Below are 20,112 nucleotides of genomic sequence, written 5' to 3'. Positions count from 1 at the left end.
GGTTGGATTCTCAGGTAAGGGATCAGTTGAGGGCGGCGCTGGCGTTCATGGCAACGGCTTTAGCGTTTACCGGCATGCCCGGCATAAACACTTTTTGTAAGCCATCGACGATGACTTTATCGCCAGGCTTCAACCCCTGCTGCACGATGCGTAAACCGTCAGCCAGACGCCCCGGCGTGATATCGCGGCGCTGCGCCTTCCCTTCTTTATCAACGATATAGACATACTTACGATCCTGATCGGTCAGCACCGCTTTGTCGTCAACCAGTGTGGCTTTGAATTCCGCGCTGCCCGGCAGGCGTACGCGGGCAAACAGCCCCGGCGTGAACTGACGCTGGGCGTTGTCCAGCAGCGCACGCATGCGGATGGTGCCGGTACTCGGCGTTAGCTGATTGTCCAGAAAATCCACTTTGCCCTGATGGGGATAGCCCTCCTCACCGGTAAGGCCAATCTCAACCGGCAGCGCCGTGTGATGGCTGGACGCCCCCTGCCCGCTGCGGGCCAGATTTTGGTAGTGAAGGTAGGTTGACTCATCCACGTCAAAGTAGACGTAAACCGTCTTCTGGGAGACCAGCGTGGTGAGTACGCTCGCGCTGTCGCCTGCGGTGACCAGATTACCGCTGGTGATCAACGCGCGGCTGGCGCGCCCATCAATCGGCGCGGTCACTTTGGTGAAATCCAGGTTAAGCTGGGCGGCGTCAACGGCTGCCTGCGCTGCGCGAATGTCGGCCTGCGCCTGAGTGGCTGCTGAACGACGCTGCTCCCACTCCTCACGGGACACCACGTTGGTGTTGACCAGCTTATCGGTACGATTAGCTTCACTTCGCGCCAGACTGGCCTGCGTTTTGGCTCTCGCCAGCGTTGCCTGCGCCTGTTCCAGGGCGGCGCGATAGGTTCTGTCGTCGATAGTGAACAGCACTTCGCCCTTTTTCACCTCCTGGCCGTCTGTGTAATTCACTTTATCAATGTAGCCAGAGACGCGGGGACGAAGCTGAACGCTTTCCACCGCTTCGATCCGCCCGTTAAAGCTGTCCCACTGGCTAATGGATTTTACGACCACGTCAGCGGCGCTGACGTCGGGCGCGGGTGGCGCGGCGTTTTGCGCGACGCTGTCATCACAGCCGGCGAGCGCCAGGGAGAGTATCACCGCCCCCAGCGCGTTCAGATGAAAGTTACCCCAGGTTTTTTGCAGGCTCATTATTTTTATTCCGGTAATTGTAGCCGCCGGGCAAGACGCAGCGAGAGACGCCGCGCCACTTCCTTTGTCCGGGCAGGCTTAAGGCCATTTGTGCCGTTCATCGCCACAAAACTGTAACAGTTGCGAATACACTATCGCGGCGATTGTAGGAAGGCGCTTAATTAAGTGCAAGAATAATTGTTGCACTTTATGTGCTATTTGAGGCAACCGAAAAAGCCCTGTTTCGGCCAGGGAATTAAATGCAACAATAAAACTTGCAATTAACGTCAAACCAGGCCAACTTTAAATGCAACAGACAAAGATGCTTTTTATTTTCTGCGTGGGGGTAACACCATGAACACTGGCGCATTTATGCACGATTTGCTCGACTGGATTGATAACAACCTGGATAGCCGTCTGGATATTGAAACCGTTTCAAGACGCTCCGGCTACTCGAAATGGCACCTCCAGCGCCTCTTCAAAGAACATACGGGATACCCCCTCGCCGGGTACATTCGCGCACAAAAGCTGCAAAAATCGGTTGAGCGTCTTAGCCGCAGCGATGAACCGATTTTGAACGTAGCGATTGCGCTGGGCTTTGACTCTCAGCAGTCCTTCAACCGTAGCTTCAAGCGTCAGTATGGTCAGGCTCCCGGCGCATGGCGCCGAAGTGTCGGCACCATGGAAGCGGATAAAGCCATTATCCGCACGGGTACGCATTAAAGAATGGGCATTATCCGCGAAGCCACGGGGTTATCGTGAGCCCGGTGAGCAGCCCTTCGGGGCTCAGTAATCGGGTAACGGTTTGACCCCACGGCTCTGTACGGTTGTCCACCAACACGCGATATCCCTTCTCTTTAAGGAGGGTCGTAGCGGAATGAAGCTCCTGTACCTCATATTCGATCCACCCCTGCGGTATCGGGTATTCAACAGGCCACAGGTCGGTCCCGAAACATGAACCCGATGCCTGCGACAGGGGCCAGACCGCAAAATGCTTAACGCCGTCCAGCTGCCCTTCTTCTGCCGAAAGGTAATCACAATTACCCTCCATTGGCTTAAGCGGCAACCCAAGCGTGTGCACATAAAATTCGGCGCTGGACTCGGTATTTTGCGAAATGGGCCCAAACCCAGCGATAAACAGAACGTCAATTCCGGGTAAATTTTGCAACATCCATCGTCCCTCATTGCCTGAAAATGAATCGTACTTATACTACTAACGCCATCTCCCCGTCTAATGGTGAACGCCAGCATAACGGTGGGCATATTTAGCGCTTGTAGCGGCCTGAATTAATTGCCTGCCGTTCAGCCATCCGGGTGTTTAAATGGTTAAAATAAAATAATATTTACGTTGCGGAAAAAAATATTCTGTGTCTTAATAGCGTCATCGGTTTGGAAAACAGACCTTATGAAAGCAGTTTTAGTAAAGCAGTCCTCATTTCAAGTGCTATCCTTAGATATCCCTTCTTCATGAGCCTTCTCCTAAGTGCCAAATAAGTCACTCTCACTACAGGCCATCATCGCCGCACTATGTGGCTCATCAATTAAGGAATTATCTATGTCTAATAAAATGACTGGTTTAGTAAAATGGTTCAACGCAGATAAAGGTTTTGGCTTTATCACTCCTGACGACGGCAGCAAAGATGTATTCGTGCATTTCTCTGCAATCCAGGGCGATAACTTCAAAACTCTGGACGAAGGCCAGAAAGTGTCCTTCACCATTGAAAATGGCGCTAAAGGCCCTGCGGCCGGTAACGTCACAGCACTGTAATAGGTGCTCGTTATCAGTGGCGCTTGCGATAGCGATGACGGCCTTGGCCCGAGCAGTTAAATGCTACTGATAATAAAAAGAACCCGCCCCGTGCGGGTTTTTTATTTATACTTTCTGACGTCTTAATCTCGACAAATATTGTTAAAAAAAATAAGTAATTATCATTTTAAACGTGTATTGTTGTTGTCCCCTTTTAGCAGGAGCGCCCTATGTCAGTACGTAAAAAAACACAAACTCATCGTAATTATTTAGTGAAATGCGCATGTCCAAACTGTGCAAAAGATTCAGAACACAGCTTTAGCCGCGTCCAGAAAGGCGCTCAACTTGTCTGTCCATTTTGCAGTACCCTCTTTAAATCCTCTAAATGAATGAAGGCGTGTTCCTGACATTCTATTTATCCCTGAAATAAAACTATATTTTCAGCGTATCGATCACCACCCTCAGTGCGGGCGACACGTTGCGGTGCGGATAATAAAGGAACATCCCTTCCATACGCAGGCTGTAACGCTGCAAAACCCGAATAAGCGTTCCGCGCTCTAAATCGTCCGTCACCAGCTCAACCGGCACATAGGCCAGCCCAAGCCCCAACCGGGCGGCCTCGGCTTCCATATAGCTGTCCGACAGCCCCCACTGGCCTTCTGGTCGATGTGTGACGGTCTTCCCCTCCTGAACCAGCTCCCAATGATAGCGGCTACCGTCGGCGAACTGGTAGGCAATACAGGGATGCGCCGCTAAATCCGCTGGCGTCTGGGGGAAACCGTAGCGTCGAAAGTGTTCCGGGGTACCAACTACGGCCATTTCCATATCGGGGGTGATGCGCACGGCAATCATTCCCTGCCCTACCTCCGGCCCCAGCCGAATCCCTGCGTCGAAGCGCTCGGCGATGATGTCCACGAAGCGGCTTTCATTTATCAGCTCCAGTCGAATGTCCGGGTAGCGTTGCTTAAACATCGCGAGCTTTGGCAGCAGGCATTTATCAATGGCATGCTGGCTGGCATTGATGCGCACCGTGCCGCATGGCGTCTGGCGATAGTGTGCCAGCGTCGCCAGGCCGCTATCCAGCGCATCAAACGCAGACTCGGCGGTTTGATAGAGCTGCTCTCCTGCGTGGGTCAGCGACAATTTTCGCGTAGTGCGCACCAGAAGCTGCACGCCAAGGCGCTCTTCGAGTTCACGCACCGAACGGCTGATACCGGACTGTGCCAGCCCGAGTCGCTGCGCGGCTGCCGTAAAACTTCCCTCACGCACCACCTGCATAAACAGATAAAGCTCATTGTAGTTTTCCCGCTTCGCCATTTCGCCCCCATTTATAACAATATGGTATGAATTTTAGCATTTACCCGCCTCTAATCAGCACTATTTTTGCTAATTATAATGGTCGCATCACAACAACACGCGGTAACGCTGATGAAAACATTCACCCAAAAACTAACCGTGGCGATGCTGCTATGCGCATCATTAAGTGGAGTAACGACAATGAGTTATGCAGAAACCACCAACCCAAACGCACCTGTTTCGATGGTGAGCACATGGGATAAAACCTTCGCCGAAAGTGACAAAGTCGATCACCGCAAGGTGTCCTTCCAGAACCGATACGGCATCACCCTGGTGGGAGATCTTTATCTTCCTAAAGATCGTGGCGACAACAAGCTGGCTGCCATTGCCGTTAGCGGTCCGTTTGGAGCAGTTAAGGAGCAGTCGAGCGGTCTGTACGCGCAAACGATGGCTGAACAAGGTTTTGTGACGCTGGCATTTGACCCATCCTATACGGGCGAAAGCGGCGGCCAGCCGCGCAACGTCGCGTCTCCGGATATCAACACCGAAGACTTCAGTGCGGCGGTGGATTTCCTGGGTTTACAGAAAGAGGTTGATCGTAACCGAATTGGTATTCTTGGCATCTGCGGCTGGGGCGGTATGGCGCTGAATGCGGCCTCCATGGATACCCGCGTGAAAGCGGTCGCCACCAGCGTGATGTATGACATGAGCCGGGCGATGGGCCACGGCGTGGGCGACGGGAAAGATCGCTATTCAACGTCTGACCGCCGGGCCGTTCTGCAGTATCTGAACGCACAGCGCTGGAAAGATGCTGAGAACGGGACCTTCGCGCACGGCGGCCATGATATTTATGTCGATGAGAACGGCAAGGTGACGGCGGCTGAACGTATTCTGCCCGAGGCGTTGCCAGCAGACCCGCATCCGGTGCTGAAGGAGTTCTATGACTACTACCGCATGCCGCGCGGGTTCCACGCGCGCTCCGTCAACTCCACCGGAGCCTGGACTCCCACCATGCCGCTGTCGTTCATGAATATGCCGCTGCTGAGCTACGCCGGTGAAATTACTATCCCGACGCTTATCGTCACCGGTGAAAAGGCACACTCCCGCTACTTTGCGGAAGATGCGTTTAAAGCGGTCGGTAGTAAGCAGAAGGAACTGGTGATTGTTACGGGCGCGAACCATGTCGACCTCTATGACAATGCTGCCGGGAAGATCCCGTTCGGCCAGTTTGAGCAGTTCTTCAAAACCAGCCTGAAATAACCCTCTCCGCCGCCCGTATTGAGCGGGCGGCCCTTCGTGAAAGATGACTATGTCCACTCTGAACCCTACCACCTCACAGAATGAGGAACGCGCGCACTGGGGCGGTATTTTTGCCATGACCCTGTGCGTATTCGTCCTGATTGCTTCGGAATTTATGCCCGTCAGCCTGCTTACCCCTCTTGCCAGAGATCTGGGCGTTACGGAGGGGCTCGCAGGCCAGGGGATCGCCATCTCCGGCGCGCTGGCGGTTCTGACCAGCCTCTTCCTTTCCCGGCTTGCCGGGAATATGAACCGCAAACACCTTCTGCTGGGAATGACGCTCCTGATGGCGCTCTCGGGGATGATTATCGCTTTCGCCTCAAACTATCTGGTTTACATGACTGGCCGCGCGCTGATCGGTATCGCTATAGGCGGGTTCTGGTCCATGTCTGCCGCAACGGCAATTCGCCTTGTTCCTCAGCATCAGGTATCGCGCGCGCTGGCGATATTCAACGGGGGGAATGCGCTGGCGACGGTGGTCGCCGCCCCGCTCGGGAGTTATCTCGGCGCCACCATTGGCTGGCGCGGCGCCTTCCTGTGCCTCGTTCCCGTGGCGATAGTCGCGTTCATCTGGCAGTGTTTTAGCCTGCCGGGTATGAAAGGGAATCAGTACGATGCCTCGCGTGGAAGCATTTTTCGTTTGTTCCGTCAGCGAGCGGTTTCTGTGGGTCTGCTGGCCTGCGGCCTGTTCTTTATGGGACAGTTTGCGCTCTTTACCTATGTGCGGCCGTTTCTTGAAACCGTCACGCAGGTCAGTCCCTCTGGCTTATCGCTGATTTTACTCACGATCGGCGTCGCGGGTTTTGTTGGCACACTGCTCGTTGCCATGGTTCTGAACGCGGCGTTTTACCAGACGTTAATCGCCATTCCCCTGCTGATGGCCGTCATTGCAGGCGTGTTGATACTGACCGGTCACAGCGTGTGGATCGTTGCCCTGCTGTTAGGCTTCTGGGGGATGCTGGCGACGGCAGCACCAACGGGATGGTGGACATGGATTGCGCGAACGCTGCCGCAAGATGCCGAAGCCGGTGGCGGGTTAATGGTCGCCGTGATCCAACTTTCTATTGCGCTAGGTTCAACGGCAGGCGGTATGGTGTTCGATCATAGCGGCTGGCAGAGCACGTTTGCATTGAGCGGAATTTTGCTCCTGGGCGCGGTTGTGTTGACGCTTCTGCTTTCGCGTCTTCATAAATCACTCGCCGGATGATTTGTTGACGCTTTTCTTCACCGCTGGTGTATTGTTTTTAAACGATTCATCACTTTGAAGAGAAGCGGCGACATGATTAACATTCTCGGCAAAACCACCTCCATCAACGTGCGTAAAGTGCTCTGGACCTGCGAAGAAGCAGGTCTTGATTACCTTCAGGAAGACTACGGCAGCGGTTTTGCCTCTACGGAAACGGACGCATTCCGCGCCCTGAACCCGAACGCCATGGTGCCCGTGCTGATTGACGATGATTTTGTGCTGTGGGAGTCCAACGCCATCTGCCGCTATCTGGCGCGCAAGGCTGGACGTCACGATCTGCTTCCGGCCGAGCCGCAGGCCTGCGCCAACGTCGAGCGCTGGATGGACTGGCAGGCTTCAGAATTCAATAACGCCTGGCGCTACGTCTTTCCGGCGCTAGGGCGTAAAAACCCGGACTTTAACGATCCGGCGCGCATTGCGGCGGGAATAAAAGAGTGGAACCACTGCATCACCATTCTTGAAAACCAGCTGCAGCGCACCGGTGCCTTTGCGGCGGGCGAAACGTTTACCCTTGCGGATGTCGTGCTTGGGCTGTCGGTGAACCGCTGGAAGATGACGCCGTTTGATAAGCCCGACGTGCCTGCAATTGAGGCCTGGTTTGAACGTCTTAACCAGCGCCCGGCGTTTTTGCGTCACGGCAATAACGGCATGATATAAAGTCTTCACGCCCCTATCTTGAGCAAGGATATTTTATTTAATTACTTAACCCTGAAAGTCGCCAGAGGGAATAATAATTAAGCCATATCCTGGACAGCCCGCTGCACCGCTTTGCTAGCCTGACTATTCAGGCAACGCTCAACCCGGAGGTATTCTTGCTGATTAGACTCAAGAAAGAACGAACGCATAAGGAGGATCGCCGGCTTGCTCTCTGGCTGGCGACCTCGGCAGGTTTGCTGAATGCCATCGCCCTCGGGGCATTTGGCTTTTTCCCCTCACACATGACCGGCAACACCTCACAGTTATCCAGCGAAGTCTCTTCCACCGACCTGAGCGATATTATTTTCTTCGGCTCGATTATTCTCTCCTTTGTCGCAGGCGCCATTATTGCGCGCACAATCGTGATATGGGGCATTATCCATAACGTCAGGCTGGTTTTTTGCCAGATCCTGTTTGTCGAGGGGATATTGCTGACCGGCGTCTCCGTCTACGAGATGTATTTTCATGCCCTCACCAGCAACCGCGAGATTATTCTTTTTCTGTGCGGCCTGATGGGCATTCACAACTCCACCTCCACGCAACTTTCCGGCGGACGGGTGAGATCGACGCACATTACCGGCACGCTGACGGACGCGGGGATCTCACTGGCCTCCGTCCTGGTGGCGATGCTCCGCAGGGATTATTCCAAAGATACGGCGGCACAAAAAAGTCAGCTGAAAACCCACTTAACGACCCTTTTCTCGTTTATTACGGGCGGTATCGCGGGGCTGCTGCTGTTCAGGTGGATCGGGTTTAACGCCATGCTGGCGATCGGGCTGATGCTTGCCGTGGTCGCTATCGTTTCAATTATCACCGTCTCAACGCGGGTTCGACGGGTGCGTGCCGCCGCCTGAATGTTGCCTGTCGTTATCCTAAGCGGAAAACAGGTCGACGCGGTGCCGCAAGGCCAGGGGACGGCCTCTTATTTGTGACAATGTCACTTCTAATTTTCGTTTTTAAGACTATTCTGCCCATGCCGCGCTCCGCCCTTATGCCATAAGGGCTGGCATAAGGTTCTCACTAATTTCATAGGGTTACTGATTTCCCCCCTTCGCTGGTACCCTTCCCAAACGCTTGCTATAGCTAAATGACCCCCTGCCAAAACATGGCATTACAACAGGCAACCGGTGGTTGCTATAACGCATGCGCACAGGGAGACACACCGCAATGCACCCATTACTCAAACGCTCGCTGCTTTTTATCGGCGCGATTATCGTTGTTCTGGCTCTCCTGACCTGGGGAATTGGGCTTGAGACGATCAAAGCGCGTCAGGTTGACCTGATTTACCTCGGGCAGCAGCACTTAATCCTGGTTTTCTCATCCATGTTTTTTGCCCTGCTGGTCGGAATTCCCAGCGGCATTCTGCTCAGCCGCCCGGCTGCGCGGGGTATCGCAGAATACGTGATGCAGATCTTTAACGTTGGCAACACCCTGCCGCCGCTGGCCGTTCTGGCACTGGCGATGGTCGTGATTGGCATCGGTGATACGCCCGCCATCATCGCCCTGTTCCTCGCTTCGCTGCTGCCGATTGTGCGCAACACCTATGCGGGACTGTGCTCGGTGCCAGCCTCGCTGCTGGAAGCGGCTAACGGTATCGGCATGACCAAATGGCAGCGCCTGCGTCAGGTAGAGATTCCCAACGCCTGGCCGGTGATGCTCTCGGGCATTCGCATCGCCACCGCCATCAATGTGGGTACGGCGCCGCTGGCGTTCCTGATCGGCGCCAGCAGCTACGGCGAGCTGATTTTCCCCGGCATTTACCTGAACGACTTCCCGACGCTGATCCTCGGCGCGGCGGCCACCGCCCTGTTCGCCCTGATCCTCGATACCCTGCTGGCTGCGCTGGGTCGCGTGATGAGTCCGCATCTCGCTCGATAACTATAACAAGGAGCTTTTATGAGACTGTTTTCCGGCCTGACGGCCTTCTGTGCCGCGGCGCTTTTCACCAGCCAGACGCTCGCTGCCCCGCTGATTCTGGCAACCAAGAGCTTTACCGAGCAGCACATCCTTTCGGCAATGACCGTGCAGTACCTGCAGAAGAAAGGCTTTCAGGTACAGCCCCAGACCAATATCGCGACGGTGATCTCCCGCAACGCAATGATCAACATACAGATTGATATGACGTGGGAATATACCGGCACCTCGCTGATCATCTTCAACCACATCAACAAACGCATGTCGCCGCAGGAGTCTTACGAGACGGTGAAGCGCCTGGACGCGAAGCACGGACTGGTATGGCTCAAACCGGCCGATATGAACAACACCTACGCTTTCGCCATGCAGCGCAAGCGCGCCGAGGCGGAACACATCAACACCATGTCCGAGATGGTGGCAAAGATTGAACAGGTTCGTAAAACCGATCCGGATAACAACTGGCTGCTGGGCTTAGACCTGGAATTTGCCGGGCGAAGCGACGGCATGAAGCCGCTACAGGCGGCCTACAAGATGGAACTGGATCGCCCGCAGATCCGCCAGATGGACCCCGGTCTGGTCTATAACGCCGTGCGCGACGGGTTCGTTGATGCCGGATTGATCTACACCACAGACGGCCGCGTGAAGGGTTTCGACCTCAAGGTGCTGGAAGACGACAAGGGCTTCTTCCCGAGCTACGCGGTGACGCCGGTGGTGCGTAAGGACACGCTGGAGGCAAACCCGGGTCTGGAAGAGGCGCTCAATACCCTTTCTGCCCAGCTTAACAACGACGTTATCACCGAACTGAACAAAAAGGTGGATATCGACCATCAGTCACCGCAGCAGGTCGCCCGTGATTTCCTGCGTAGCAAACAGTTGCTGTAGGAGGCTCTATGGATACCGTTCACTACATACTTGATAACTGGGACTACCTGTTAACGCTGACGCTGCAGCACCTGTGGCTGGTGGCGCTGGCCGTAGGTTTAGCCATCATCATCGGCGTACCGCTGGGCATTCTGATTGTGCGACACAAATGGCTGGCGACGCCGGTGCTGGGGGTTGCCACCATCGTGCTCACTATCCCGTCTATCGCCCTGTTTGGCCTGATGATCCCGCTGTTTTCGCTGATCGGTCAGGGTATAGGCGCCCTGCCCGCGATCACGGCGGTATTTCTGTACTCGCTGCTGCCGATTGTACGTAATACCCACACCGCGCTCGACAGCCTGCCGCCGGGCCTGCGCGAAGCCGGACGCGGTATCGGCATGACCTTCTGGCAGCGTCTGCGCTGGGTCGAAATTCCGATGGCGCTGCCGGTGATTTTCGGCGGTATTCGCACCGCCGTGGTGATGAACATCGGCGTGATGGCGATTGCCGCCGTGATCGGCGCGGGCGGACTGGGCCTGCTGCTGCTTAACGGCATCGGCGGAAGCGATATTCGCATGTTGATTGCGGGCGCGCTGATGATCTGTCTTTTAGCGATTGTGCTCGACTGGTTGCTGCACCGTCTGCAGGTAGTACTGACTCCGAAGGGGATACGATAATGATAAAACTGGAAAACCTCACTAAACAATTTTCGCAGAAGCATGGTCAGACCTTTAAGGCCGTCGACAACGTTAACCTGAACGTGCCCGAAGGTGAAATGTGCGTCCTGCTCGGCCCGTCCGGCTGCGGCAAAACCACCACGCTGAAGATGATTAACCGCCTCATTACGCCAAGCAGCGGGACGATCCTGATTAACGGTGAAGACACCAGCGGCATGGACACCGTGACGTTGCGCCGCAACATCGGCTACGTTATCCAGCAGATTGGCCTGTTCCCGAACATGACCATCGAAGAGAACATTACCGTGGTACCGCGCATGCTGGGCTGGGATAAAGCGCGCTGTAAAACGCGTGCCGAAGAGCTAATGGACATGGTGGCGATGGACCCGCATAAGTTTCTGAATCGCTATCCGCGCGAGATGTCCGGCGGCCAGCAGCAGCGTATTGGCGTGATCCGCGCCCTGGCGGCGGATCCTCCGGTACTGCTGATGGATGAACCCTTTGGTGCGGTCGACCCGATCAACCGCGAGGTGATCCAGAACCAATTCCTCGAGATGCAGCGCAAGCTGAAAAAGACGGTGATGCTGGTAAGCCACGATATTGATGAAGCGCTCAAGCTCGGCGACCGCATTGCGGTTTTCCGTCAGGGGAAAATCGTGCAGTGCGCCAGCCCGGATGAACTGCTGGCGAAACCGGCGAACGAGTTTGTCGGGTCGTTTGTGGGCCAGGACCGCACGCTGAAGCGCCTGCTGCTCGTCTCTGCTGGCGACGTAACGGACCAGCAGCCTACGATCACGGTGCGTGAATCGACTCCCCTGCCTGAGGCCTTTGCCATCATGGACGACAACGATATTCGCGCCATCACCGTGGTCGACGAGCACGGCAAGCCGCTGGGCTTTGTGAAGCGCCGCGAAGCGCGCCACGCCAGCGGTGCCTGCGCCGACATTCTGCATCCGTTCCGCATGACCGGTAAGGCGGAGGATAACCTGCGCGTGGTGCTCTCCCGCCTGTATGAGAGCAACACCAGCTGGATGCCGATTGTCGATGAGGACGGGCGCTACAACGGCGAAATTTCGCAGGATTACATTGCGGAGTATCTCAGCTCAGGCCGCACGCGCCGTGCGCTGAATATTCATAGCGAGAGCTAATGCCTACAGCCGGGTTATGCCCGGCTTTTTCGCACGCATACCTTTTGCTAACCCCGCGATTTGCCGCCACAATAGTGTATCTTCACCGTTTAATCGCGACCTCATGCAACGTCTTCACCCCTACCCCGACATCCGCGCGATGTTTCGCCGACTCCTGATTGCCACCGTTACCGGCGTGCTGGCCGCGCTGGCCGTTGCGGTATTTCGCCACAGCATGTACCTGCTGGAGTGGCTGTTTCTGAGTAACGACAGCGGCAGCCTGGTCAACGCCGCCGCCGCGTTATCACCCTGGCGACGCGCGCTGACCCCGGCACTTGGCGGGCTGGCCGCAGGATTGCTGTTATGGGGCTGGCAGCGGCTGACCGCACAGCGCCCTCATGCGCCAACCGATTATATGGAAGCGCTGGAAACCGAAGACGGACGGTTCGATTATGGGGCGAGCCTGGTGAAATCCCTCGCCTCGCTGCTGGTGGTCGCCAGCGGTAGCGCCATCGGTCGTGAAGGGGCAATGATCCTGCTCGCTGCCCTGGCCGCCTCCTTTTTCGCCCGGCGCTTTACGCCGAAAGCTGAATGGAAACTCTGGATCGCCTGCGGAGCCGCCGCCGGGATGGCCAGCGCCTATCACGCGCCTTTAGCAGGCAGCCTTTTCATCGCGGAAATATTGTTTGGCACGCTGATGCTGGCCTCCCTCGGCCCGGTGGTGATTGCCGCCGTGGTGGCGCTACTCACAACGCGCCTGCTCAGCCCGGGAGCCAGCACGCTTTATGATGTGCATCTTAGCGAGGTGCTTACAGCAACGGATTATTCGCTGATCGCGGGCGTCGGCCTGCTGGCAGGCGTATGCGGTCCACTCCTGATGTGGCTGATGAGCGCGAGCCACGCGCTTTTTCTGCGGCTCAAGCTCACGCCCCCGCTGCAGCTGGCGCTGGGGGGATTGATTGTCGGACTGCTGTCGCTCCTGACGCCGAAAGTCTGGGGCAATGGCTACAGCGTGGTACAGGCGTTTCTTATCGCGCCGCCGCTGCTGTCGGTGATTGCTGGCGTGTTTATCTGTAAATTACTGGCGGTGCTGGCGAGCAGCGGTTCGGGCGCGCCGGGCGGCGTATTTACCCCAACGCTGTTCGTGGGGATGGCGACAGGGATGCTCTTTGCGCAAATCGTCACGCTGTTTTTGCCGGGTTCGGAGACGGTAATTTTGCTGGGGCTGGCGGGAATGGCAACGCTGTTGGCTGCAACGACGCACGCGCCGATTATGTCGGCACTGATGGTGTGCGAAATGACCGGGCAGTATTTTTTACTGCCCGGCCTGCTGGTTGCCTGCGTGGTGGCCTCCGTTCTGTCGAGAACGTTACGCCACGACTCTATCTACGGGCAACACGCTGCCGAAGGCCGAGAGATCGATGTACTGCGATAATTCACGCTGCTCTGCGCGAGGCAGATAAGGCAGCTCGCCTACTAGCGGCCCTGGCAATTTTTTGCTCAGCACGTCGATAATTTCGGCGTAATGCGCAAGCCCAGGGTTAATGCGGTTAGCCACCCAGCCAATCAGCGGCAGGCCATCATTGGCAATGGCCTGCGCCGTTAACAGCGCATGGTTGATGCATCCTTCCTGAATGCCGACCACCATCACCACCGGCAGCTGCTCCTGTACCACCCACTCCGAGAGCGGACGTAAATCGTTCATCAGGCTACGCCAGCCGCCGGTGCCTTCGACCACAACGTGATCGACTTTCTCACTCAGGTTTAACAGTCCATCGGAGAGCAGGCTGTAGTTGATCAGGCCGCTGTGCGCCACGCTGCTTTCATCTTCGCTCAGCGCAATAGGATTGACGGCGTGGTAAGGCAGCTCCAGTGACGAAACGCTTTGCAGAACCAGGGCGTCTTTATTGCGCAGTCCCTCTGGCGTCTCTTTACTGCCTTTTGCGACCGGTTTGTACCCTGCAACACGTTTACCGTTTGCCGTCAGGGCCTGCAGCAACGCACGGGATACCACTGTCTTCCCGACGGAGGTATCAGTACCAGTAACAAAGAAACGCTTAAGCATGACTCATTCCACCTCTTGGGTATGCTTCGAAATATAAACCAAGTAAATAATTCAGTGGGGGAAGTCTACGGGAAGCGTGCGCTACCCGGCTTGAGATAGCGCAATATTTCTTACATCTACGGAAAAGAGTTAACCCTGCAGTAAGCGAATCAGTAAGGAACCGTTATACATGGCATCTTTCACCAGCGCAGCACCGGCCATGGTGCCCTGGTTAGAAAATTGGGTACTTTCAACGACGATATTTTTGCTGTAGGCAGGCAGCGCCTGCTGGTTGATACAGGCGGAAATCGCGGGAAAGAGGATCTCTGCCGCCTGGCTCAGCGGTGAGCCGATCAGGATTTTCTGCGGATTGAAGAGATTCACCATGATGGCCAGAATGCGGCCTACGTTATTCCCCACGCCGGTAATAATGTCCTTCGCCAGCAAATCGCCCTGCCGCGCGGCGGTACAGAGCGCATCAACGGTGAGCGGTTGCCCGTGAAGCGAAGAGCTCATTGACTGGCTAAGCCGCACCTGCGCCAGCTCCAGCACGCTTTCAACGCTGGCGATGGTTTCCAGACAGCCGTGGTTCCCGCAGTAGCAGCGCTTGCCGTAGGGATCGACCTGGGTATGCCCAATCTCGACCAGGCTGCTGCTTCCGGCATGCAGAAGACGCCCGTCGGTGATCACGCCCGCGCCAACGTTATGGTCGATAACGACCTGAATCACATCCCGCGCGCCGCGTGATGCGCCAAACAGCGCCTCCGCCATTGTCCAGGCGCTAATATCGTGCTGAATATAGACCGGCACCCCGGTATGGTTTTTCAGCACCTCGCCAAGCGGCATCTCTTTGACGTCTTCATAAAACGGCATGCGGTGCACAATGCCATTCTCGGTATCAATAATACCCGGCAGGGTTATGGCGATTGCGGTTAAGCGCTCAAGGCGCTGCTGGTGACGAATGAAGAACCGATCGATATGGGCGAGGATGGCATCAATAAGCGATTGTTCGCTTTTAAGCGGGAGCTCCAGCCGATCTTCCACCACCAGCTTGCTGCTGAGATCGCGCAGCGCCAGAAAGATCTCCCCCCGGCTAATCCGCATTGACAGGTAGTGCCAGGCCTCGGTTTCCACGACCAGCCCGACCGCTGGACGGCCACGGCTGCCCGGCTCCTGAATCTCCGTCTCCTGAACCAGATGGGCTTCCAGCATTTCGCGGACGATTTTGGTGATACTGGCGGGTGCCAGCTGTGCCAGGCGCGAAAGATCAATACGCGAAACCGGACCAAGCTGATCAATCAAGCGATAAACCGCGCCCGCGTTGGTCTGCTTAATCTGATCAATATGCCCTGGCTGACTATCAGCAACCACCTCGTACTCCCTTATTTTCGAGCTTCGAAATAAACTTTGGGCTATGGTGAAGCACTTCACTGGCTGTCGTCAAATATTTACTTAGCCATGTGATTTACCGCACATTTTTGCCCACATTTCCCTATAAATTCCGCCCTGTGGCGGCGGTGATAAGCTGCTGCCTGAAACGCCGTGCCGCGTGGCTCAGTTCACGATGTTTGGACCATACCAGCCACATCTCTGAAACGGCATCCACTTCCGCGATGGCAACCCAGCGCATTTCGCGCAGCTGCACCCGCTTAAAGGAGGCCGGGAGAATTGAAACGCCCAGGCCTGCGGCCACGAGTCCAATAATGGTCATCGCCTCCCCGACCTCCTGGGTAATAACCGGGGCAAGATCGTAGCGGCGCATCAGGCCAAGAATATCATCATACAGGCCCGTTCCCACCTGCGGATCGAAAAAGACAAACGGCTCTTTGGCAAGTTCCGCCAGCGTAACGGCAGGCTTCGACGCCAGCGGGTGGTCTTGCGGGATCATCGCCATCAGCGGTTCGCGAAGAATCACCTGCCACTCCAGCGTATCCGGCAGTTGGGTATTGCGCATCAGCCCCAGATCCAGCGCGCCTTCATTGAGCGGCGCAATCTGCTCGCGGGTATTAATTTCGCGCGTCTGAATATGCACGTCCGGAAAATGTCGACGAAACGACGAGAGCGTTGCGGACACGGCGCTGATAAAAGGTGCAGAGGAGGTAAACCCAATGCGCAACTCCCCCGCCTCCCCCAGATAGAGCCGCTCGGCGCGCGCGGCAGCATCATCGACCATGCTCAGAATTTGCCTGCTGTCCGCCAAAAACTGTTTTCCCGCCGCCGTCAGGCTTACGCTGCGGTTGGTGCGTGCCAAAAGACGTGCCCCAACCTGCTGCTCCAGGATCTGAATCTGTTGGCTCAGCGGCGGCTGGGAAATGTTCAGCCGCGCCGCGGCGCGCCCAAAATGCAGCTCCTCGGCGACGGCGACAAAATAGCGAAGGTGACGCAGCTCGATATTCATATTTTATAAGTATCATTTGAGATTATTAATATATTAGACAGAATATTTACATTTTCCTACCCTGATCCTGTGGTCATACCCGTCACCAGAAATCACGGGGATGTTTAAGCAAGGAACATGTGTGAGTCGTACAACTACTATTGATATCGATCCGGCAAGCGATATTGATGATTTACCTGCAGCACAGCCGGTTCAGTTCATTAAGCGCGGTACACCTCAATTTATGCGCGTCACGCTGGCGCTCTTTTCAGCGGGGCTGGCAACCTTTGCCCTGCTCTATTGCGTTCAGCCGATCCTGCCCGTCCTGTCCCATGAATTTGGCGTATCGCCCGCCAGCAGCAGTATTTCACTCTCCATTTCGACCGGGATGCTGGCGGTTGGGCTGCTATTCACCGGGCCGCTTTCCGACGCGATTGGCCGCAAGCAGGTGATGGTCACCGCACTGATGCTGGCGTCGGTGTGTACGTTGCTCTCCACCATGATGACCAGCTGGCACGGCATACTGGTGATGCGCGCGCTGATTGGCCTGTCGCTGAGCGGCGTGGCGGCGGTTGGAATGACCTATCTCAGCGAAGAGATCCACCCGAGCTTTGTCGCCTTCTCGATGGGGCTGTACATTAGCGGAAACTCGATCGGCGGGATGAGCGGACGTCTGCTCAGCGGGGTGTTTACCGATTTCTTTAACTGGCGAATTGCGGTGGCCGTAATTGGCTGTTTTGCGCTCGCTTCGGCGCTGATGTTCTGGAAAATTCTGCCGGATTCACGCCATTTTCGCCCCACGTCCCTGCGCCCGAAAACGCTGTTTATTAACTTCCGCCTGCACTGGCGTGATAAAGGGCTGCCGCGGCTGTTCCTGACCGGTTTTCTGCTGATGGGCTCGTTCGTGACGCTGTTTAACTATATTGGCTATCGCCTGATGCTTTCCCCGTGGCATCTGAGCCAGGCGGTGGTCGGCCTGCTTTCCGTGGCGTACCTCACGGGCACCTGGAGCTCGCCGAAGGCCGGGGCGATGACCGCACGCTATGGACGCGGCCCGGTCATGCTGGTTTCAACAGGCGTAATGCTGGTCGGCCTGCTGATGACGCTCTTCTCCTCCCTGTGGCTGATTTTTGCAGGAATGCTGCTTTTCTCTGCGGGCTTTTTTGCCGCCCACTCGGTCGCCAGCAGCTGGATCGGCCCGCGCGCGCGCCGCGCCAAAGGCCAGGCGTCCTCGCTGTATCTGTTCAGCTATTACCTGGGCTCCAGCATCGCCGGGACCCTCGGCGGCGTGTTCTGGCATAACTACGGCTGGAACGGCGTGGGCGGATTTATCGCCCTGATGCTGTGCGCAGCGCTGCTGGTCGGGGCAAGTTTGCATAAACGTCTGCATTAACATTCTGCGGCCTTCGTGTTTAAATCGAGCCGATGCTATTTTTTGTCATCGGCTGATTCAGACACGAGGACTTCATGAAGAACAATAACTACCAGCAACTCACCCGCACCTTCCAGCGCCTCTCCCGCTTCTCGCACCTCACCTCCATCGCCAGCTGGGACATGTTCACCATGATGCCGCCGGGCGGCAGCGCCGCGCGCGGAGAGGCGTTGGCCGAGATGAGCGTGCTGCAGCACCAGATCCTGACCGATAAAAAAGTGGGCGACTGGCTGGCCGCCGCGGCAAGCGAAGATCTGAATGACGTCGAACAGGCCAACCTGCGTGAAATGACGCGTCATTATCAACAAGCAACACTGCTCCCCGAATCGCTGGTGGAAGCCAAATCGCTGGCGGGCAGCAAGTGCGAACACGCCTGGCGCACCCAGCGCCCGGCCAACGACTGGCAGGGTTTTTCCGCCAATCTGAAAGAGGTGGTAAAACTCAGCCGCGAAGAGGCTCGCCTGCGCGCCGAGGCCAAAGGCTGCACGCCCTACGACGCGCTGCTGGATATCTTCGAGCCGGACATGACCAGCGCCCGCCTCGACGTGCTGTTTGGCGACATGAAGTCCTGGCTGCCGGACCTGCTGGCCAAGGTGGTGGATAAGCAGGCCCAGCAGTCCTTCGTTCCGCCGCAGGGCCCCTTCCCGACCGCCACGCAGCGCGAGCTGGGCCTGGAAGCCATGAAGATGCTCGGCTTCGATTTTAACGGCGGGCGCCTGGACGTTAGCGCGCATCCGTTCTGCGGCGGCGTGCCGGAAGATGTGCGCATCACCACCCGTTATGACGAAGAAGAGCTGCTCAGCGCGCTCTTTGGCGTTGTCCACGAAACCGGGCATGCGCGCTACGAGCAAAATCTGCCGCGCGCCTGGGCCGGTCAGCCCGTCGCGCTGGCGCGCTCAACGGCCATCCACGAATCCCAGAGCCTGTTCTTTGAAATGCAGCTGGGCCGCAGCGACGCGTTCCTGAAGCATCTGCTTCCTGCCGTTCATGCCCGTTTCGGCAGCCAGGCGGCGTTCAGCGAGGAGAACTTTATCGCCTGGAACCAGCGCGTAAAACCAGGCTACATCCGCGTTGATGCCGACGAAGTGAGCTATCCGGCCCACGTTGTCCTGCGCTATGAAATAGAGCGTGCGCTGATTAACGGCGAAATTGAAGTCGACGATATTCCGGCGCTATGGGATGAGAAAATGCAGGCCTGGCTGGGACTGTCTACCAAAGACAACTACCGCAACGGCTGTATGCAGGACATCCACTGGACCGACGGCGGCTTTGGCTATTTCCCGTCATACACGCTGGGCGCGATGTACGCCGCGCAGCTCTTCCATGCGGCCAAAACCGCGCTGCCGGGGCTGCAGAATGCGATCGCTGGCGGTGATTTCTCCGCGCTCTTTGACTGGCTGCGCCAGAACATCTGGCAGCACGGCAGCCGTTTCAGCACTTCGCAACTGATAGCCCAGGCAACGGGCGAAGATCTGAACATCCGCTATTTCCGCGAGCACCTAACCGCCCGCTATCTGTAACCTGCATCGCCGGGGGAAACCCCGGCGTTGTACATATGGTTACACGCCGATACCAATCACTCACGGAAACCCCGAGTTTACAGGGATATAGTTCTTTCAACGGCCCCGCAGTGGGGTTAAATGAAAAACCAAATTCGAGGGTATGAGAATGAAAAAAGTATTAGCTCTGGTTGTTGCCGCTGCTATGGGTCTGTCTTCTGCTGCGTTTGCTGCTGAAACCACCGCGACCGCAACGCCTGCTGCTGCGCCAGCTGCAACCACCACCGCTGCGCCAGCCAAAGCGGTTCATCACAAGAAACACCATAAAGCGGCAAAACCTGCTGCAGAACAGAAAGCGCAGGCGGCTAAAAAGCACCACAAAAAAGCAGCCAAACCCGCTGTAGAGCAGAAAGCGCAGGCTGCTAAAAAGCACCACAAAAAAGCGACCAAACCTGCAGTAGAGCAGAAAGCGCAGGCTGCTAAAAAGCATCACAAAAAAGCAGTAAAACACGAAGCTGCTAAACCAGCTGCACAGCCAGCTGCGTAAGAGTACACGCTTAACCGTGCCCTTCGGGGCACGTTGGTAAACCGGCGCTGAACCTTCCAGTTCCGCGCCGGTTTTTATCCGGAGGGCGTATGCTGCGACGCTATCGGTTTGAGTTCATTCTTATCGTGCTTATTTTATGCGCGCTCATCGCAAGCCATTTTTATCTTTCCTGA

22 protein-coding genes are annotated in these 20,112 nt (G+C 56.3%); 16 read left to right on the top strand and 6 right to left on the bottom strand.

Annotation, left to right across the window (positions count from 1 at the left end; genetic code table 11):
- Nucleotides 1-22 precede the first annotated feature (22 nt).
- Nucleotides 23-1,198: a multidrug efflux RND transporter periplasmic adaptor subunit OqxA gene (gene oqxA, locus E0L20_RS22215; RefSeq protein ID WP_131635803.1), complete on the bottom strand. Its 1,176-nt coding sequence runs from the start codon at nucleotides 1,196-1,198 to the stop codon at nucleotides 23-25.
- 333 nt (nucleotides 1,199-1,531) lie between these two features.
- Between oqxA and E0L20_RS22210 the strand changes: the two genes are divergently transcribed.
- Nucleotides 1,532-1,900 (top strand): helix-turn-helix domain-containing protein, encoded by a 369-nt coding sequence (locus E0L20_RS22210; protein WP_131635802.1) that lies wholly within the window; start codon nucleotides 1,532-1,534, stop codon nucleotides 1,898-1,900.
- 10 nt (nucleotides 1,901-1,910) lie between these two features.
- On the opposite strand, the gene E0L20_RS22205 is transcribed toward E0L20_RS22210, so the two are convergent.
- Nucleotides 1,911-2,348, bottom strand: a complete 438-nt coding sequence (locus E0L20_RS22205) for a VOC family protein (RefSeq protein ID WP_131635801.1) — start codon at nucleotides 2,346-2,348, stop codon at nucleotides 1,911-1,913.
- A gap of 384 nt (nucleotides 2,349-2,732) precedes the next feature.
- Here E0L20_RS22205 and cspE point away from each other — a divergent pair, with 384 nt between their 5' ends.
- On the top strand, nucleotides 2,733-2,945 hold the full coding sequence (gene cspE, locus E0L20_RS22200) for a transcription antiterminator/RNA stability regulator CspE (RefSeq protein WP_010430585.1): 213 nt from the start codon (nucleotides 2,733-2,735) through the stop codon (nucleotides 2,943-2,945).
- A gap of 209 nt (nucleotides 2,946-3,154) precedes the next feature.
- Nucleotides 3,155-3,313 carry a YnfU family zinc-binding protein gene (locus tag E0L20_RS24120; RefSeq protein WP_242673428.1) on the top strand — a complete coding sequence of 53 codons (159 nt, stop codon included), beginning with the start codon at nucleotides 3,155-3,157 and terminating at the stop codon, nucleotides 3,311-3,313.
- A gap of 43 nt (nucleotides 3,314-3,356) precedes the next feature.
- Here the strand turns inward: E0L20_RS24120 and E0L20_RS22195 are convergent, their stop codons facing one another.
- Nucleotides 3,357-4,241: a LysR family transcriptional regulator gene (locus E0L20_RS22195; protein WP_131635800.1), complete on the bottom strand. Its 885-nt coding sequence runs from the start codon at nucleotides 4,239-4,241 to the stop codon at nucleotides 3,357-3,359.
- A 111-nt stretch (nucleotides 4,242-4,352) separates the two neighbouring features.
- Between E0L20_RS22195 and E0L20_RS22190 the strand changes: the two genes are divergently transcribed.
- The 9 genes from E0L20_RS22190 to clcB all read left to right on the top strand — a co-directional run bounded on the left by E0L20_RS22190 (nucleotide 4,353) and on the right by clcB (nucleotide 13,475).
- Nucleotides 4,353-5,480, top strand: a complete 1,128-nt coding sequence (locus E0L20_RS22190; protein WP_131635799.1) for an alpha/beta hydrolase — start codon at nucleotides 4,353-4,355, stop codon at nucleotides 5,478-5,480.
- 49 nt (nucleotides 5,481-5,529) lie between these two features.
- Complete coding sequence (locus E0L20_RS22185; RefSeq protein ID WP_131635798.1) at nucleotides 5,530-6,726, top strand: MFS transporter; 1,197 nt, start codon at nucleotides 5,530-5,532, stop codon at nucleotides 6,724-6,726.
- 72 nt (nucleotides 6,727-6,798) lie between these two features.
- A complete protein-coding gene (locus tag E0L20_RS22180) occupies nucleotides 6,799-7,422 on the top strand; it encodes a glutathione S-transferase family protein (protein ID WP_131635797.1) in 624 nt (207 codons plus the stop codon).
- A 155-nt stretch (nucleotides 7,423-7,577) separates the two neighbouring features.
- Nucleotides 7,578-8,315 (top strand): YoaK family protein, encoded by a 738-nt coding sequence (locus tag E0L20_RS22175; RefSeq protein ID WP_131635796.1) that lies wholly within the window; start codon nucleotides 7,578-7,580, stop codon nucleotides 8,313-8,315.
- A 313-nt stretch (nucleotides 8,316-8,628) separates the two neighbouring features.
- Nucleotides 8,629-9,339, top strand: coding sequence for an osmoprotectant ABC transporter permease OsmY (gene osmY / locus E0L20_RS22170; RefSeq protein ID WP_131635795.1), 711 nt, complete (start codon nucleotides 8,629-8,631; stop codon nucleotides 9,337-9,339).
- Between the two features lie 18 nt (nucleotides 9,340-9,357).
- Entirely contained in the window at nucleotides 9,358-10,257 is a 900-nt protein-coding gene (osmX, locus tag E0L20_RS22165) for an osmoprotectant ABC transporter substrate-binding protein OsmX (RefSeq protein ID WP_131635794.1), read from the top strand.
- 8 nt (nucleotides 10,258-10,265) lie between these two features.
- A complete protein-coding gene (gene osmW, locus E0L20_RS22160; protein WP_131635793.1) occupies nucleotides 10,266-10,913 on the top strand; it encodes an osmoprotectant ABC transporter permease OsmW in 648 nt (215 codons plus the stop codon).
- Nucleotides 10,913-12,061: an osmoprotectant ABC transporter ATP-binding protein OsmV gene (osmV, locus tag E0L20_RS22155; RefSeq protein WP_131635792.1), complete on the top strand. Its 1,149-nt coding sequence runs from the start codon at nucleotides 10,913-10,915 to the stop codon at nucleotides 12,059-12,061. Before osmW ends, osmV begins: the two co-directional genes overlap by 1 nt.
- A gap of 103 nt (nucleotides 12,062-12,164) precedes the next feature.
- Entirely contained in the window at nucleotides 12,165-13,475 is a 1,311-nt protein-coding gene (gene clcB / locus E0L20_RS22150) for a voltage-gated ClC-type chloride channel ClcB (protein ID WP_131635791.1), read from the top strand.
- Here the strand turns inward: clcB and bioD are convergent.
- The 3 genes from bioD to E0L20_RS22135 form a co-directional block, all read right to left on the bottom strand.
- The gene (bioD, locus tag E0L20_RS22145; protein WP_131635790.1) at nucleotides 13,410-14,105 is read right to left on the bottom strand and encodes a dethiobiotin synthase; all 696 of its coding nucleotides are present in this window, start codon (nucleotides 14,103-14,105) and stop codon (nucleotides 13,410-13,412) included. The two genes, clcB and bioD, sit on opposite strands and share 66 nt — an antisense overlap.
- A 129-nt stretch (nucleotides 14,106-14,234) precedes the next feature.
- Entirely contained in the window at nucleotides 14,235-15,455 is a 1,221-nt protein-coding gene (gene mlc, locus E0L20_RS22140; protein ID WP_131635789.1) for a sugar metabolism global transcriptional regulator Mlc, read from the bottom strand.
- Nucleotides 15,456-15,576: 121 nt separating this feature from the next.
- A complete protein-coding gene (locus E0L20_RS22135) occupies nucleotides 15,577-16,482 on the bottom strand; it encodes a LysR family transcriptional regulator (RefSeq protein WP_131635788.1) in 906 nt (301 codons plus the stop codon).
- Nucleotides 16,483-16,603: 121 nt separating this feature from the next.
- Between E0L20_RS22135 and E0L20_RS22130 the strand changes: the two genes are divergently transcribed.
- The 4 genes from E0L20_RS22130 to ydgU all read left to right on the top strand — a co-directional run bounded on the left by E0L20_RS22130 (nucleotide 16,604) and on the right by ydgU (nucleotide 20,112).
- Nucleotides 16,604-17,854 carry an MFS transporter gene (locus E0L20_RS22130; RefSeq protein ID WP_131635787.1) on the top strand — a complete coding sequence of 417 codons (1,251 nt, stop codon included), beginning with the start codon at nucleotides 16,604-16,606 and terminating at the stop codon, nucleotides 17,852-17,854.
- Between the two features lie 74 nt (nucleotides 17,855-17,928).
- Nucleotides 17,929-19,413 carry a carboxypeptidase M32 gene (locus E0L20_RS22125; RefSeq protein WP_131635786.1) on the top strand — a complete coding sequence of 495 codons (1,485 nt, stop codon included), beginning with the start codon at nucleotides 17,929-17,931 and terminating at the stop codon, nucleotides 19,411-19,413.
- A 148-nt stretch (nucleotides 19,414-19,561) separates the two neighbouring features.
- Nucleotides 19,562-19,939, top strand: coding sequence for an acid resistance repetitive basic protein Asr (gene asr, locus E0L20_RS22120; RefSeq protein ID WP_131635785.1), 378 nt, complete (start codon nucleotides 19,562-19,564; stop codon nucleotides 19,937-19,939).
- A gap of 89 nt (nucleotides 19,940-20,028) precedes the next feature.
- Nucleotides 20,029-20,112 carry a small membrane protein YdgU gene (ydgU, locus tag E0L20_RS24320; protein WP_131635812.1) on the top strand — a complete coding sequence of 28 codons (84 nt, stop codon included), beginning with the start codon at nucleotides 20,029-20,031 and terminating at the stop codon, nucleotides 20,110-20,112.

It is taken from the genome of Enterobacter wuhouensis (assembly GCF_004331265.1).
Taxonomy (GTDB): domain Bacteria; phylum Pseudomonadota; class Gammaproteobacteria; order Enterobacterales; family Enterobacteriaceae; genus Enterobacter; species Enterobacter wuhouensis.
Note: the sequence above shows the minus strand (reverse complement) of the source record. Positions and strands in the feature narration are given on the sequence as shown.

Coding starts and splice junctions, on each gene's coding strand:
- oqxA (WP_131635803.1), bottom strand. CDS start 1,198: ATGAGCCTGCAAAAAACCTGGGGTAACTTTCATCTGAACGCGCTGGGG.
- E0L20_RS22210 (WP_131635802.1), top strand. CDS start 1,532: ATGAACACTGGCGCATTTATGCACGATTTGCTCGACTGGATTGATAAC.
- E0L20_RS22205 (WP_131635801.1), bottom strand. CDS start 2,348: ATGTTGCAAAATTTACCCGGAATTGACGTTCTGTTTATCGCTGGGTTT.
- cspE (WP_010430585.1), top strand. CDS start 2,733: ATGTCTAATAAAATGACTGGTTTAGTAAAATGGTTCAACGCAGATAAA.
- E0L20_RS24120 (WP_242673428.1), top strand. CDS start 3,155: ATGTCAGTACGTAAAAAAACACAAACTCATCGTAATTATTTAGTGAAA.
- E0L20_RS22195 (WP_131635800.1), bottom strand. CDS start 4,241: ATGGCGAAGCGGGAAAACTACAATGAGCTTTATCTGTTTATGCAGGTG.
- E0L20_RS22190 (WP_131635799.1), top strand. CDS start 4,353: ATGAAAACATTCACCCAAAAACTAACCGTGGCGATGCTGCTATGCGCA.
- E0L20_RS22185 (WP_131635798.1), top strand. CDS start 5,530: ATGTCCACTCTGAACCCTACCACCTCACAGAATGAGGAACGCGCGCAC.
- E0L20_RS22180 (WP_131635797.1), top strand. CDS start 6,799: ATGATTAACATTCTCGGCAAAACCACCTCCATCAACGTGCGTAAAGTG.
- osmY (WP_131635795.1), top strand. CDS start 8,629: ATGCACCCATTACTCAAACGCTCGCTGCTTTTTATCGGCGCGATTATC.
- osmX (WP_131635794.1), top strand. CDS start 9,358: ATGAGACTGTTTTCCGGCCTGACGGCCTTCTGTGCCGCGGCGCTTTTC.
- osmW (WP_131635793.1), top strand. CDS start 10,266: ATGGATACCGTTCACTACATACTTGATAACTGGGACTACCTGTTAACG.
- osmV (WP_131635792.1), top strand. CDS start 10,913: ATGATAAAACTGGAAAACCTCACTAAACAATTTTCGCAGAAGCATGGT.
- clcB (WP_131635791.1), top strand. CDS start 12,165: ATGCAACGTCTTCACCCCTACCCCGACATCCGCGCGATGTTTCGCCGA.
- bioD (WP_131635790.1), bottom strand. CDS start 14,105: ATGCTTAAGCGTTTCTTTGTTACTGGTACTGATACCTCCGTCGGGAAG.
- E0L20_RS22135 (WP_131635788.1), bottom strand. CDS start 16,482: ATGAATATCGAGCTGCGTCACCTTCGCTATTTTGTCGCCGTCGCCGAG.
- E0L20_RS22125 (WP_131635786.1), top strand. CDS start 17,929: ATGAAGAACAATAACTACCAGCAACTCACCCGCACCTTCCAGCGCCTC.
- asr (WP_131635785.1), top strand. CDS start 19,562: ATGAAAAAAGTATTAGCTCTGGTTGTTGCCGCTGCTATGGGTCTGTCT.
- ydgU (WP_131635812.1), top strand. CDS start 20,029: ATGCTGCGACGCTATCGGTTTGAGTTCATTCTTATCGTGCTTATTTTA.